Annotated in this window: 17 protein-coding genes; 10 read left to right on the plus strand and 7 right to left on the minus strand. The window is 67.8% G+C overall.

Annotated features, from left to right (window positions below; translation table 11 throughout):
* Positions 1-193 precede the first annotated feature (193 nt).
* Positions 194-1,417: a Tm-1-like ATP-binding domain-containing protein gene (locus FZP69_RS07910; protein WP_152040781.1), complete on the minus strand. Its 1,224-nt coding sequence runs from the start codon at positions 1,415-1,417 to the stop codon at positions 194-196.
* The gene (locus FZP69_RS07915) at positions 1,417-2,250 is read right to left on the minus strand and encodes a phosphoenolpyruvate hydrolase family protein (protein WP_152040782.1); all 834 of its coding nucleotides are present in this window, start codon (positions 2,248-2,250) and stop codon (positions 1,417-1,419) included. The genes FZP69_RS07910 and FZP69_RS07915 overlap by 1 nt, the downstream gene beginning before the upstream one ends.
* Before the next feature lie 186 nt (positions 2,251-2,436).
* Between FZP69_RS07915 and FZP69_RS07920 the strand changes: the two genes are divergently transcribed.
* On the plus strand, positions 2,437-2,844 hold the full coding sequence (locus FZP69_RS07920) for a cupin domain-containing protein (RefSeq protein WP_152040783.1): 408 nt from the start codon (positions 2,437-2,439) through the stop codon (positions 2,842-2,844).
* Between the two features lie 172 nt (positions 2,845-3,016).
* Positions 3,017-3,160: a hypothetical protein gene (locus tag FZP69_RS22460; RefSeq protein ID WP_192918504.1), complete on the plus strand. Its 144-nt coding sequence runs from the start codon at positions 3,017-3,019 to the stop codon at positions 3,158-3,160.
* A gap of 50 nt (positions 3,161-3,210) precedes the next feature.
* On the opposite strand, the gene FZP69_RS07930 is transcribed toward FZP69_RS22460, so the two are convergent.
* Positions 3,211-3,693 (minus strand): DUF5812 family protein, encoded by a 483-nt coding sequence (locus FZP69_RS07930; protein WP_152040784.1) that lies wholly within the window; start codon positions 3,691-3,693, stop codon positions 3,211-3,213.
* 139 nt (positions 3,694-3,832) lie between these two features.
* On the opposite strand from FZP69_RS07930, the gene FZP69_RS07935 reads away from it, so the two are divergent.
* The 4 genes from FZP69_RS07935 to FZP69_RS07950 all read left to right on the plus strand — a co-directional run bounded on the left by FZP69_RS07935 (position 3,833) and on the right by FZP69_RS07950 (position 6,584).
* Positions 3,833-4,417: a GNAT family N-acetyltransferase gene (locus FZP69_RS07935; RefSeq protein ID WP_152040785.1), complete on the plus strand. Its 585-nt coding sequence runs from the start codon at positions 3,833-3,835 to the stop codon at positions 4,415-4,417.
* A 118-nt stretch (positions 4,418-4,535) separates the two neighbouring features.
* Positions 4,536-5,231, plus strand: coding sequence for a CDP-alcohol phosphatidyltransferase family protein (locus FZP69_RS07940; protein ID WP_152040786.1), 696 nt, complete (start codon positions 4,536-4,538; stop codon positions 5,229-5,231).
* Complete coding sequence (locus FZP69_RS07945) at positions 5,228-5,899, plus strand: CehA/McbA family metallohydrolase (protein ID WP_152040787.1); 672 nt, start codon at positions 5,228-5,230, stop codon at positions 5,897-5,899. The genes FZP69_RS07940 and FZP69_RS07945 overlap by 4 nt, the downstream gene beginning before the upstream one ends.
* Position 5,900: 1 nt before the next feature.
* Positions 5,901-6,584 (plus strand): TVP38/TMEM64 family protein, encoded by a 684-nt coding sequence (locus FZP69_RS07950; protein ID WP_152040788.1) that lies wholly within the window; start codon positions 5,901-5,903, stop codon positions 6,582-6,584.
* 118 nt (positions 6,585-6,702) lie between these two features.
* Here the strand turns inward: FZP69_RS07950 and FZP69_RS07955 are convergent, their stop codons facing one another.
* On the minus strand, positions 6,703-7,212 hold the full coding sequence (locus tag FZP69_RS07955) for a hypothetical protein (protein WP_152040789.1): 510 nt from the start codon (positions 7,210-7,212) through the stop codon (positions 6,703-6,705).
* A 322-nt stretch (positions 7,213-7,534) separates the two neighbouring features.
* Here FZP69_RS07955 and FZP69_RS07960 point away from each other — a divergent pair, with 322 nt between their 5' ends.
* From FZP69_RS07960 to FZP69_RS07970, 3 genes are all read left to right on the plus strand, one after another.
* Entirely contained in the window at positions 7,535-8,821 is a 1,287-nt protein-coding gene (locus tag FZP69_RS07960; protein ID WP_152040790.1) for a glucose-6-phosphate isomerase, read from the plus strand.
* Positions 8,822-8,907: 86 nt separating this feature from the next.
* Complete coding sequence (locus FZP69_RS07965; protein WP_152040791.1) at positions 8,908-9,657, plus strand: CPBP family intramembrane glutamic endopeptidase; 750 nt, start codon at positions 8,908-8,910, stop codon at positions 9,655-9,657.
* A 284-nt stretch (positions 9,658-9,941) separates the two neighbouring features.
* Positions 9,942-10,451, plus strand: a complete 510-nt coding sequence (locus FZP69_RS07970; protein WP_152040792.1) for a DUF3592 domain-containing protein — start codon at positions 9,942-9,944, stop codon at positions 10,449-10,451.
* Positions 10,452-10,484: 33 nt separating this feature from the next.
* On the opposite strand, the gene FZP69_RS22465 is transcribed toward FZP69_RS07970, so the two are convergent.
* The 3 genes from FZP69_RS22465 to FZP69_RS07985 form a co-directional block, all read right to left on the minus strand.
* The gene (locus FZP69_RS22465; protein WP_192918505.1) at positions 10,485-10,955 is read right to left on the minus strand and encodes a hypothetical protein; all 471 of its coding nucleotides are present in this window, start codon (positions 10,953-10,955) and stop codon (positions 10,485-10,487) included.
* Positions 10,956-11,081: 126 nt separating this feature from the next.
* Positions 11,082-11,540 carry an NOB1 family endonuclease gene (locus FZP69_RS07980; protein WP_152040794.1) on the minus strand — a complete coding sequence of 153 codons (459 nt, stop codon included), beginning with the start codon at positions 11,538-11,540 and terminating at the stop codon, positions 11,082-11,084.
* Between the two features lie 5 nt (positions 11,541-11,545).
* Complete coding sequence (locus tag FZP69_RS07985) at positions 11,546-11,776, minus strand: PRC-barrel domain-containing protein (protein WP_204959930.1); 231 nt, start codon at positions 11,774-11,776, stop codon at positions 11,546-11,548.
* A 194-nt stretch (positions 11,777-11,970) separates the two neighbouring features.
* Between FZP69_RS07985 and infB the strand changes: the two genes are divergently transcribed.
* Positions 11,971-13,770, plus strand: a complete 1,800-nt coding sequence (gene infB / locus FZP69_RS07990; RefSeq protein WP_152040796.1) for a translation initiation factor IF-2 — start codon at positions 11,971-11,973, stop codon at positions 13,768-13,770.
* Positions 13,771-13,846 lie beyond the last annotated feature (76 nt).

Below are 13,846 nucleotides of genomic sequence, written 5' to 3' on the forward strand. Positions count from 1 at the left end.
CCAAAGGCCACCGCTTCGACTGGAGGTGACCGAAACGACGGTGAGCGGGTGTGGTGTCACTCGCGCGCTGGCGGTCGTCGACGGACGGGCGACGGAGTCTCGGGAGTGCGACCGAGACGTCCATATCACAAAGAGACGACAGGAGCGGAAAGGCCACGTTTTCGACTGGAGGTGACAGGCGTCGCTTCGTGAGCTACTCGGGAGCGCGGCCGGTTTCGCGCATGTACGCGTGGAGTTTCTCGGCGACGGCCTCGGCGAACGCCTCGTCGTTGACGTCGGTGTCGAACTCGAGGAGTTCGACGTCGTCGTCGATCGTCTCGCGGAGCGCGTCGAACAGCGCCGCGTCGGCCTCGGGGTCGTAGAAGTCCTCGCCCTCGACGGCGAGCATCGAGACGCCCCGCAGGGGGAGCGCGAGTGCGGTCGGGCCGGTGGCGGCGTTGAGCTTTTCACCGAGGATCCGGCCGAGTTCGGCACACTCCTCGGGCGTGGTCCGCATCAGCGTCACCTGCGGGTTGTGGACGTGGAGCGTCCGTGATTCGAACTCGTCGGGAACCTCCTCGCGCGGGCCGAAGTTCACCATGTCGAGCGCGCCGGTCGAGACGACCTGTGGGGTGCCCGTCTCCGCGGCCGCGTCCAGTCGCGTGGGACCCGCTGAGAGCACGCCACCGACGAGTTCGTCCGCCCACTCGGTCGTCGTGACGTCGAGGACGCCGTCGATGACGCCCTCTCGCACGAGGGTCTCCATCGCCGTCCCGCCCGTGCCCGTCGCGTGGAAGACGATGGTCTCGTAGCCGCGGTCTTCGAGCCACGCGCGGGCTGTCTTGACACACGGCGTCGTGACGCCGAACATCGTGATGCCGACGGTGGGGCGGTCGTCGACCGAGACGTCGGGCTCGTTCGCCACCATCCCGACCATGGCCAGCGCCGCGTTCGAGATCACGGTTCTGGAGAGCTGGTTCAGCCCCTCGATGTCGGCGACCGAGTACAGCATCATCACGTCGCGCGCCTCGACGTACGGGCGGACGTCGCCGGAGGCCATCGTCGACACCATGAGTTTGGGGACGCCGTACGGGAGCGCGCGCATCGCCGTCGTCGCGATCGAGGTGTTGCCCGACCCGCCCAGACCGAGAATGCCGTCGAGGACGCCCTCGTCGTGGAGGTCCTGACAGACCGCCGCCGCCCCGTCGCCCATGACCTCCATCGCTTCGCCGCGGTCGCCCGCCTCGCGCAGCGCGTCGAGGGAACTCCCGCCCGCGGCGGCGACCTCGCTCGCCGGCGTCTCCGGTTCGAAGCCCGGTTCGCCGACGACGCCGGTGTCGACGACGTGGACGTCGATCCCCTGCGCCTCGATCACGTCGCGGGCGAAGCCGATCTCTTCGGCCTTGGTGTCGAGCGTCCCGACGATGACGACCGCCATCAGAGATCGATCTCCTTGAACTCTCGGGCCTGGTTCTCGATCGCTTCCTCCGTGGGGAGACGCTCGATGCTCGACGCGCCGAAGAAGCCGACGACACCCTCCGTGTTGTGCAGGACGTACCGGGCGTCGTCGGGCCAGGCGATCGGCCCGCCGTGACAGATGACCATGACGTCGTCGTTCACGGATTTGGCGGCGTCGTGGTGGGCCTGTACCCGCTCGGCCGCGGCGTCGAGGTCGAGCGCCGTCTCGGCGCCGATGTCACCCGAGGTCGTGAGCCCCATGTGCGAGACGACGACGTCCGCGCCGGCCTCGGTCATCTCGCGGGCCTGCTCTTCGGAGAAGACGTACGGACAGGTGAGCATCCCCTTCTCCGACGCGGTTCGGATCATCTCGACCTCCTTATCGTATCCCATCCCGGTCTCCTCGAGGTTCTGCCGGAAGCCGCTGTCCTCGTCGATCAGTCCCACGGTCGGGAAGTTCTGGACGCCGGAGAAGCCGCGGCGCTGGAGGTCGTCGACGAAGACGTCCATGTCGCGGAACGGGTCGGTGCCGTTGACGCCGGCGAGGACGGGCGTGTCCTCGACGACCGGGAGGACCTCGTGGCCCATCTCGACGACGATCTCGTTCGCGTCGCCGTACGGCAACAGTCCCGCGAGCGACCCGCGCCCGTTCATCCGGTAGCGCCCGGAGTTGTAGATGATGAGCAGGTCCACTCCTCCACGTTCGGCGAACTTCGCGGAGATGCCCGTCCCCGCGCCCGCGCCGATGACCGGATCGCCCGCCGCGACCGTCTCGTCTAGGCGGTCCAGCGACTCCTCGCGTGTGTACTTCATTGGCATGACCACTGACACCAATTCGGACGGCGCGCATTAGTGTTACGGCGACGACATTCGCGGAACGGTCGGGCACAGCACACTCCGGACTCGTGACCATCGACCACATTGCGGGCCTGCGAACCGCCTGTCCGGACGGAACCCGCGCGAAACAGTTAACCCACCGTCACTTGAGGTGTGTGCTGTATGTCAACGTACTACGTCGAACCCGACGACGTCGACACCCAGCAGTTCGACTGGGGGACGCTCAAGTGGATGGCCACCCCCGACGTGAACGGCTCCGAGCGGTTCAGCGCGGGCGTCGTCCAGCTCGAACCCGGGAAGGGCCACGAGCTCCACACCCACCCCGACAGCGACGAGATCCTCTACTTCGTCAGCGGGACGGGCGAACAGACCGTCGCCGGCGACACGCGGGAGGTCGGGCCGGACGAGATGGTGTACATCCCCGCTGGCGTCGAACACGGCACCGTGAACACCGGCTGGGAGACGCTCCGGCTCCTCGCGGTGTACGCTCCGCCCGGGCCGGAGGACGTCCTCGCCGACCTCCCCGGGTGTACGATCGTGCCCGCGGGAGAGCTTCCGACACGAGACTGATCGGTGGTGACGCGGGACCGGCAGGTGGTGACGCGGGACCGACAGGTGGTGACGCGGGACCGACAGGTGGTGACGCGGGACCGACAGGTGGTGACGCGGGACCGACAGGTGGTGACGCGGGACCGACAGGTGGTGACGCGGGACCGACAGGTGGTGACGCGGGACCGACCAGGTGGTGACGCGGGACCGACAGGTGGTGACGCGGGACCGACAGGTGGTGACGCGGGACCGACAGGTGGTGACGCGGGACCGACAGGTGGTGACGCGGGACCGACAGGTGGTGACGCGGGACCGACAGGTGGTGACGCGGGACTGAGCCGGCTGTGTGAACGGACGAGACGGAGCAGAGCCGGGGGGCGTCGCCAGTCAGGGCATGTACCGCACGACGACGACGCCCGGTTCCGACCGGATCTCGACGCGCGCGACGCCCATGCGAGCGGCGCGGACGAGCGTCGCCTCCCGGTCGTCGACCACGTCGGAGACGGCCTGTTCGGTCGTCTCCTCGGGAACGGTCATGACGTGGAGTTCGCCCGTGCCGGCCCGCTCCTTCCGGGCGAGTTCTCCCACGGGCTGTGCGGCAGCGGTCTCGCGCGCCCAGGCCGTCGGCCTCTCGTCGGAGACGTCGAGCGCGAGGCTCCACTGGCGGTCGATCTCGGCCAGTCGCCACGAGACGTTCAGCGGCGGGTCGGGGACGACCGTCCCCTCGACGGCGTCGTCGACCGCCACGCCAGGGTTCGAGGAGAGGGTGTGGACCTGGCCGTCCGTCACGTCCTTTAATACGGCCGACTCTTCGTCCGCGGCGGTGACGAGGAACGTGCTGGTCTTCGCCGTCGGTCCGTCGTCGGTCATCGGCTGAACGAAGGCGACGCCGCCTGTTCACGCTTTCGTCCTCGGCACGCCCGGTTGGTGGATGGAGCGGGTGAGACTCCCGCCGACCGGAGATCACGACTGGTTATTACCGTCGGCCGTGGACGACCGGACGAGACCGATGTTCGACCTCTGGCGGCTGACCCGGAACGACCACGCGCGGCGGCTGTACGACGCGCTGAAACGTGCCGGGATCACTGCGACGCGGATGTACGAGTACGTCGCACCGCTCGACACCGTCAAGGCGGGTCGTGAGCCGCCAGCGGGCGTCGTCGTCGCCCCCCGACCACCAGATTCGCTCCGGGCCGAAGCGTGTCCGGCGCTCCCGGAACGCCGCGACGACGAGACAATCCTGGTGGCGAGCGCGGACGACGGTAGTGGGGAAGAGGTGCTCGGCTACCTGTTCGTCAGTCCCACGCCGACCGTTCACGTCCACCCACTCGAGAGCGACCTGTCGTTCGACGGGGCCTACATCCGGCGGGTGTTCGTTCATCCTCACGCGCGCAACCGGGGCGTCGCGACCGCACTCGTCGCCCGCGCCCTGGAGCTGGCGACGGAGTGGCGGATGGAGACGGTCCACGCACTCGTTGCCCTCGACAACCGCCCGTCGCAGTGGGTGTTCGAGGCCAACGGGTTCGAGCGCCGCCGGGTGCACGGCTACCTGCGGCTGTTCGGCTACCGCCGTCGCGACGTCACCCCCGCCTGAGTCGGTTACGAACGGGACAATACCGCTCCGTACGCCATCGCAACTATATATTTGCGAATATACTATATAATTCATCGGGAGATTTTATACACAGGTCGACGAACGGGCCTGTGAGGACATGTCCGACGAGAACAGGTCCGTGCTCGAACCGGTCGATGGATTCGACTCCCGGGCCGAGCGGGTCGTGCGCTCGACCACGGAAGAGAACATGATCTCCCGGCTGAACGGGGCGGACTGGCTCAGTCTGACGGCGCTGTTCTGGGCGTGGATCGCCGCGCTCCTCGTGGTCGGTGGGGAGCCGAACTGGGGAATCCTGGCGATGTTCGCGGGCTTCGTCTTCGACAAGGCCGACGGCTACTGGGCCCGTCGACGGGGGATCGACTCCGACTTCGGCCGCGCCATCGACTCGTTCATCGACGTCTTCGTCTACCTCGTGACCGCCGCGTTGCTGTACCACACGGTGCTCGCGCCGAACGCCCTGGTTGGGGCCGCCGTCGGCTTCGTAATCCTCCTGTTCGGGGGGCTTCGGCTCGTCCGCCACAACGCCGAGGGGTTCGGCGACGAGGGGGGCACCTCGTACTACGTGGGAACGACGGTCGTCCACACGAACGTCGTCGTCCTCGCGAGCTACCTCCTCGACGCGTTCGTCGGGCTGTGGAACGGCTGGCTCGCGGCCGTCGTCATCGTCGCCGCCTGTCCGCTCATGACCTCCCGGTACAGGGCGTACAAGACGGTCCTCGGACACTGGCTCGTCGGTGTCGGCGGTGTGGTGGCTATCGCGCTGGTGCTCGCACTCGAGTTCGGCGTCGTATGAGACGGCTCCGGGTCGATCCCTACGTCCACACGGAGGACTCGTACGACGCGGACGAGCCCGCAGAGCGGCTGCTCGACAGGGCGGCGGCGGTGGGGCTCGACGGCGTCGTCGTCACCGACCACGACGCCATCCGCGAGTCGCGTCGAGCGGCCGCCATCGCCGCCGACTACGGGCTGATCGGTGTCGTCGGGGTCGAGGTGTCGACCGCCGATGGACACCTGCTCGCCCTCGGCGTCGACGACTGCCCGCCACGGGACGAGCCCCTCGGAGAGACCGTCGAGCATGTCCACGACTGCGGCGGTGTCGCCGTCGTTCCCCACCCGTTCCAGCGGTCGCGACACGGCGCACGGCGCGACGCCATCGTCGAGACCGATCCCGACGCTCTGGAGGTGTACAACGCCCACACGATCACCGGCCTCCGCAACACGCAGACGCGGTCGTTCGCCCGGGAGCACGGCCTGCCCGGCGTCGGTGGCAGTGACGCGCACTTCGCCCCCCTCGTCGGCCGGGCGTACACCGAGCTCCGTGTCCGTGAACCGACGGCCGACGGCGTCCTCGACGCGATCCGGACCGGTCGGACGCGAGCCGTCGGCCGCCGGACGTCGGCGCGACAGTACGTCCGCAAGTACGCGCTGAACGCCACGATCCGGATGGAGTCGGTCCTCTGAGATGCAGGTCTTCGAATCTCCCGAGGCCCGTCGGCAGACGCTCCTCAGACTCGGCGTTTTGGCCGTCGTGGTGGTCGGGGGTGGCCTGGCAGTGACGCGATACGCTCCCTTCGTCACCGACCCGGAGTGGGCCCGCGCGACCGTCGACCGGGCGGGACCGTACGCCCCGGTCGCCTTCGTCGTCCTGCAGGCGACGCAGGTCGTCCTCGCGCCCATCCCCGGACAGACGCTCGCCGTTGTCGGCGGCTTCCTCTTCGGCCCGATCGGCGCCGTCTACAGCATCGTCGGCGTCGCCATCGGAAGCGCCGTCGTCCTCGTCCTCTCGCGTCGGTACGGCCGACCGTTCGTCGAACGCGTCGTGGCCGACGCAGTCGTCGACCGGTTCGACACGTTCGTCGACGACTACGGCCTCCTCGGGCTCGTCGTGGTGTTCTCGCTCCCGACGTTTCCGGACGACGCGATCTGTGCGCTCGCCGGACTCACCGCCATCAGGCTACGGACGGTGCTGGTCGTGCTGGTCGTCGCACGGACGCCGACGTTCGTGCTCGCCACTCTCGTCGGCGACGGCCTCGCGGCCGCACAGTACCGGCTCGTCGCCGGGATTCTCGTCGTCGCCGTCGTCGTCGTCGTCGCGGTGTACGTGTTCAGGGAACGTCTCGTCGCGGCGCTGCCGTCGAAGGCCTGAACGACCGACGACGGGGTCACGACCGTGAGAGACGCGACGATCGTGACGGTTACGAGGCCACGGAGGTCACGCGACGGCCAGGAGACCACGGACGCCACGCACGACCGCGCCCGGCGACTCAGCGGAGGATACGGTGGGCGACGACGATGACCGCCGAGGCGACGAGCGGGGGGACCACGCCCGCGAGCTGTGGGAGCGCGTACAGCGTCGCGACGACCGGCGCGATGGGTCCCGACGGCGCGGTCTGCTGATCGGCCGGGACGGTGATGAGCAGTCCGACGTACAGCGAGCCGACGAACAGGTAGCCCGCGAGCGAGAGGGCGAAGTCGTAGCGGGCGTCGCGGCCCTCCGACCGGCGATGGCGACGCGCGACGAGCAGGACGGGCGCGACGAGTGGTGCGACGACGAACAGGCCCACGACGATGTAGAACGCCCGCGAGAGGGTGAGTGAGCCGCCCTCGACGGCGGCGGTCTGTGCGACGAGGACGATCAGTCCCGCGCCGAACAGCACCGTCACGGCTAGCGCCGCGAGCGCACCGACGAGGACGTAGCTCCGGAAGACGAGCGAGTCGCTCTGTCGGAACGCGTAGGGGAACGCGCCGAACACCCCGCGGTACCCGTCAGCCATATCGGCGTTTAGGAGCGGTGCCGCTTAACCGGCGCGGTCCCGAGAGACGGGGGCGAACAGGCAGCACGGAGAGACGGTCCCGACACGGTGTGCCGCGCACCCGCGAGACGTGCCGGGATCGTCGTCAGCGGCGCACGCGACCTGTGGCCGCGGCCTCGTACTTGAACTCGTGGGGGGTGCAGGCGACTGACGAGACCGTTCTCGGAGTGACCAGAGAAGCGACGACACGGAGACGAGGGGCTAGTGAGACCGCGGCGTGTCCGGTCTCGTGGCTTGGGGTGACCGGCACGTACTTGTCACTGCCTTTCGGGGATGGGGACGTATGTACGTCGACATCGGGAATACGCTGGAGACGACGCCCGGCGTCTCGCGCGACTCGCTCGAACGGCTCGACGACCACGTGGCGACGGCACACGACCGCATCGAGGAAGGGCGTGCGAACGCCGAACACGGGTACGCGGCGCTGAACCTCCCCGAAACGACGGATACGAACGCTATCCACCGCGCCGTCGACCGGTTCGAGGCGTGCGAGGTGTTCCTCAACGTCGGCATCGGTGGGAGCGCCCTCGGTGCGGCGACCCTCTCGGCGGCGCTCGACTCCGACGTCGAGGCGTACTACCTCGACAACGTCGACCCGGTGCACACCCGCGCCCTCCTGGACTTGCTTCCACTCGACCGGACCGTGATGAACGTCGTCTCGCGCTCGGGCACCACCGCCGAGACGCTCTCGACGTTCCTCGTCGTCCGCGAGGCCATGGAGTCGGCGGGAGTCGACTGGACCGAGCGAACGCTCGTCACGACGGGCGAGGAGGGCAACCTTCGCCGTCTCGCCGAGACACACGACCTCCCCTCGCTCCCGGTTCCCGACGGCGTCCCCGGTCGGTTCTCGGTCCTGTCGACCGTCGGCCTGGCCGCTGCCGCCGCCCAGGGCCACGACCTCGAAGCCCTGCTGAAGGGTGGTGCGGACGCCGCCGAGTCGCTCTCTGGGTCGCTGTTCGACTCGCCCGCGTACGCCTACGGCGCCGTCTCGTACGCGCTCGCCGAACGCGGCGCGCTCACCAACGCGATGATGCCGTACGCGGAGTCGCTGGAGTACTTCGCCGAGTGGTTCGCCCAGCTGTGGGCCGAATCCCTGGGGAAGGACGGCCTCGGTCAGACGCCCGCCCGCGCGCTCGGCGTGACGGACCAGCACTCGCAGTTGCAGCTGTACCGGGCCGGTCCACACGACAAGATGGTCACGCTGGTTCGTCCCCGCGAGTACGAGGATCTGGGGATCCCCGACACCGACCTTGAGGGGCTCGCGTACCTGGGCGGGGCCTCACTTGGGGAGCTGCTCGACGCCGAGTTCGAGGCGACGGAGGCGTCGCTCGCCGCAGCCCAGGTCCCGAACGTCCGGATCGAGATCGACCACGTCGACGAGTACGCGCTGGGGGAGTTGCTGTACGCGATGGAAGCCGCCTGCGTGCTCTACGGGGAGCTCGCCGCGGTGTCGACGTTCACGCAGCCCGCCGTCGAGTGGGGCAAGCGCGCCGCTCGCGGTCTCCTCGGTGGTGGCGACTTCGAGGAGGCCGACGCCGTCGCGGACAAGACGCGGCTCGAGATCGACTGAGCGCGGCGTCGGACCCCCATCGAGTCGTGTACCGCCCACGACCGGAACCGGAGGCTTGAACCGCGAGGAAGACGAATCCGGGATCGATGGAGTCCATCACAGAGGGTGGACGACGCGGGGCCGTGGACCGGCTCGCCAGCCTCGGTCAGGCCGTCCTCGCGGTGTTCGCGGCGTTCCTCGTCGCGAGCGCGGTGGTCCCACCGGTGTCGGCGTGGCTCGTCGGAAGCGGCGTACTCGCACAGGGGAGTCTCGCGCTCGACGTCGTCCGGACGGTGCTCCAGTTCGTCGGCTTCGTCGTCGCCATCCTCGGCTTCCTCGCGATCACGGACACGTGGCACCTCCTCCACACTCGCCGAGTCACGGGCCGAACGCTCGTGCTCGCCGGCGGGGCCGTCGTCGCCCTCCTCGTCGCCCAGTTCGGTGCGGGGTTCCTCCTGCAGGCACTCGGCGTCTCGTTCGGCGAGAATCAGGTCATCACCCGGGGGCGAGAGGCTCCGGTGTACTTCCTCTACATGATCCCCGTGTCGCTCTTGCTCGTCGGTCCCATCGAGGAACTCCTCTTCCGGGGCGTCGTCCAGGGCGTCCTCCGACGGTCGTTCGGCGTCCGGGCGGGCATCGTCGTCGCCAGCGCGCTGTTCGGGCTCGTCCACTGGGTCGCGGTGTCGGGCGGACCGGCCGAGAAGTTCGCGTACGTCGCCATCGCCGCGGCGCTCGGGATCGTCCTCGGGGTACTGTACGAGCGGACCGAGACCATCGTCGCGCCGGGGCTCGCCCACGGCGTCTACAACTCCGTGCTGTTCGCGATCCAGTACGCCGGCGCGACCGGCGCGGTGTGAGCGATAGCGGAGCGCGAGCGACGGCGGGGCGCGAGCAGAGCCGTCGATCGACGGTCTCGGCGGGGGAGTCGACGGTCGTGAACGTGTGCTCGTCGACTGACTGACGACTTCTCCGTGGAGGGACGATGGCAGCTCGACAGGTGACGGCTTCTCGGTGGGCGTACAACAGCAGCGCGGACAATCCGGTAGGCACCCTGAACATCCCGTCTCGAAGCGAGAGTTCAGTCGAACTCGCTCTTCCAGAAGCAACAGCCTTGTTGCGTTCGAGATAGCAATCGGATCCGATGTCCGATGATGGTCTTTCGATAGACGGGCCGAAGACCGTTGGACAGTCCCTCCTGTTGCTCCTCGTTGCAATCGGACTGGTCGGCTATGGAGCGGTCGATTACGTCCAGTCGACGAACGCGGTCAGAGACTCGGTGGAGACCGAAGCGACGATCACCGAGGTCGGCGTCGAGACCGAGTCGTCCACAGCTGGCACTGGTAGCAACATCGAGTACGAACCGGTCGTGAGATTCACCTACACGTACGAAGGCGAGAAGTACACCGGAGACGATTTGTTCCCCGGGTCGGTCCCGCCGAGATACGAGACCGAATCCGCTGCTCGGAACGCGGTAGCCGAGTACGAACCGGGGGCGACGACGACTGCGTACGTCGACCCCGACAGTCCGGAAACCGCGTTTCTCGAGAACCGAACGTCCGGCAGGCAGCTCCTGCTTGTGGCTGTCGGCCTGATCATCGCTCCGTTTGGTGGGTTCTTCGCGGTGAAGAACTATCGGCGAGAGCGCACCTGAGCAGGGAGCGCGTTCGAACACGAGACGGGTCCGTTAGGGGAGCGTTCCGTCCTCGGCGTAGCAGTTGAATCGGGCACGTGCGGTTGCGATTCGCTCACCATCCGAACTGATCAAACTCACCGTGTACTCACCGTGAACCGGTGGTGGACCCAGTGTGACCGCGTAGAGTTCGCCGCTGTCGGAGCCGAACACGGGGTAGTCCTCGGGATCGAGACCGCTCATCTCCCGGTTGTCCATGAGCGGAACCGAGGCGATGAGGTCGTCAGCACCGTTTCGTATCCGGACTGCGTGATACATCTCCTCGGTCACGGCTTGATCAGAAACCAGTATCCCGAAAGCCACTCGTTCCTCACCCCGTATCGGCGCAATCCTGCGGAGGTGTGGTGACTCGCTGCCCACTCCGCGACTGGCACACCGAGCGAGGAGTTCCTCGGTGTCAGTACAGCCAGCGGTCACACTCACGATACCAGCGACACCCGCAATCAGGGCACGTCTGGAGGGCACGATGCGTGCTGTGTGACCGCTCCTTGTAACGGTACGGGTACTGCGGCGTTCACGCTCTGTATCCCGCACGACCACCGAAACGTCTCACTCGTCGGCGATCTCGACGAGGCCGGCGGGAGAGAAGAGCTACGACGGGTTCTTGCGTGTGAGCTCCATCCCGCACACGGGACAGCGGTCGTGGTGTTCGTCGAACTCCCGACCGCAGCCCTGACACTGGAACCGCCACTGGCGCTGTTCGGTGATGCCGTCCTGCGAGATCACCTCGCACGAGACGCCGAGTCGGTCGGCGACGTTCTGCATCGCGTAGTCGTCGGTGACGAGCGTCGCGTCGAGCTCGAACGCGGCAGCCAACAGCCGCGTGTCGGTGTCGGAGAGAACGCCGGCGTCGCCCGTCTCCCGTGCGGCGCGGCGGACCTTCTCCACCGTCGCCTCCGTCGGGATGTGGATGTGCATCCCCGCTCCCTCCATCGCCTCGAACCGCATGGACGACTCGGCTTCGAGTTCCTCACGGACGGCCGGGATCGACGCCGTCCGGTCGTCCGTGTGGTAATCGTTGATGAACGCCGACGAGTCCAGGATCCGCATCGCGCTTACTGATCGATGACGATGTAATCTTTGACGGCCTGGACGTTCCCCACCGGCACGTGCAGCAGGCTCTCGTCGTCCAGCTCGTAGTCGCTCGACACCTCGAAGTTCGGGTCGACCAGGAGGTCGTCCAGCTCGCCCGTCTTGAGGTCCATCGTGATGTTGTACAGCGTCCCGAGTTCGGTGCCGTCCGAACCCATGACCGCCTTGCCCGAGAGGTTCTCCGCGAGTACCATAGTCCCGCTACTGTCCCCCGGTAGCATAAACACCACGGGGGCGGCTGACGGGCGTCAGACGCCGAGACGACGGGTGGAGCGACCAGTGGCCGGCACTCACCGCATCCGGTGACGAAGGGCGTTCTGCGTGACGATGGACTTAACTCTCCCCCCCCGCTCCTGCCTGACAAGGAACTTCTCCCGGAGTGACTCTCATGTCCGAATCCGATACAAAACCCACAGACACACTCCGTACCCCCATCGTCGCCGTGCTGGGCCACGTCGACCACGGCAAGACGAGTCTCCTCGACACCATCCGCGGGTCGGCCGTCTCCGAGGGCGAGGCGGGCGCGATCACGCAGCACATCGGCGCGACGGCGGTCCCGCTCGAGACGGTCTCGAAGATGGCCGGGAGCCTCGTCGACCCCACGGACTTCGACCTGCCCGGTCTCCTGTTCATCGACACGCCCGGCCACCACTCGTTCAGCACGCTCCGCTCGCGAGGCGGGGCGCTGGCCGACATCGCCATCGTCGTCGTCGACGTCAACGACGGCTTCCAGCCCCAGACCGTGGAGGCGATCGACATCCTCAAACGGACGGGGACGCCGTTCGTCGTCGCCGCGAACAAGATCGACACGACGCCGGGGTGGAACCCGCAGGAGGGTGCGCCGATCCAGCAGACCTACGAGGCCCAGTCCTCGCGCGCCCGGTCGATGCTCGACGAGAACCTCTACGAGATCATCGGCGACCTCTCCGACAACGGCTTCTCCGCCGACCTGTACTGGCGGGTCCAGAACTTCCAGAAGAACGTCGGCGTCGTCCCCTCGTCGGCGATGACCGGCGAGGGCATCCCCGACCTCCTCGCGGTGTTGATGGGGCTGTCGCAGCGGTACATGAAAGAGGAGATGCAGATCGACGTCGGTGGCCCCGGCGCCGGGACGGTGCTCGAGGTCAAAGAGGAGCGTGGCTTCGGCACCACCCTCGACGTCGTGCTCTACGACGGCACCGTCCGCGAGGGCGAGACGATCGTCGTCGGCGGGAAGAACGAGCCGATCGTCACGGAGGTGCGCGCGCTCCTCCGGCCCCGGCCGAACGCCGAGATCCGGACGGAGAAACGGTTCGAGCGCGTCGACGAGGTCACCGCCGCCTCGGGGGTGAAGATCGCCGCGCCCGACCTCGAAGACGCGATGGCCGGCGCACCCGTGCGCGTCGTCCGCGACCGCTCCATCGACGAGGTCGTCGCCGAGGTCGAGCGCGAACTCGCCGAGATCGAGGTCGAGACGGCCGAGGAGGGCGTCGTGGTGAAGGCGGACACGCTGGGGAGCCTCGAGGCGATGGCGAACGCGCTCGACGAGGCCGAGGTGCCGATCCTCCGCGCGGAGGTCGGCGACGTCGCACCACGGGACGTCGCCGTCGCCTCCACGGCGAACGAGCCGAAACACAGGGTCATCCTCGCGTTCAACGTCGACGTGCTCAAGAACGCCCGAGAAGAGCTCGACCACGCCGACGTTCGGCTGTTCGACGACGACGTCATCTACCAGCTCGTCGAGGAGTACGAGGCGTACGTCGACGAGATGCAGCGCGCCCAGCAGGAGACCATCCTCGACAAGATCATCCGGCCCTGTCGGTTCAGAGTGCTCGAAGACCACGTCTTCCGCCAGTCCAACCCGGCCGTGGTCGGCGTCGAGATCATGTCGGGAACCCTCAAGAACAACCAGTACGTCGTCAAGTGGAACGGCACCGAGACGACTCGTGTCGGCCAGCTCAACGGCATCCAGGAACAGGGCGAGGACGTGAGCGAGGCCCGCGCCGGCAAGCGGGTGAGCGTCGCCATCGACGGCCCGACGGTGGGGAGACAGATCGACGAGGGCGACGAACTCTGGATCGACCTGCCCGAGAAACACGCCAAGATCCTCGAACAGGAACTTTCCTCGGAAATTCCGGCGGACGAACTCGAGGCGCTGCAGTCGTACCTCGACAAACACCGCCGACGCGACCCCTTCTGGGGGAAGTGAACGACGACCCCCGTCACACCGATCCGACCGGCTCCGGCTCCGGCTCGCGGCGAGCGTCGATGGACCGTGTGGTCTC

The organism is Salinigranum salinum (genome assembly GCF_009176545.1).
Classification (GTDB): Archaea; Halobacteriota; Halobacteria; order Halobacteriales; family Haloferacaceae; genus Salinigranum; species Salinigranum salinum.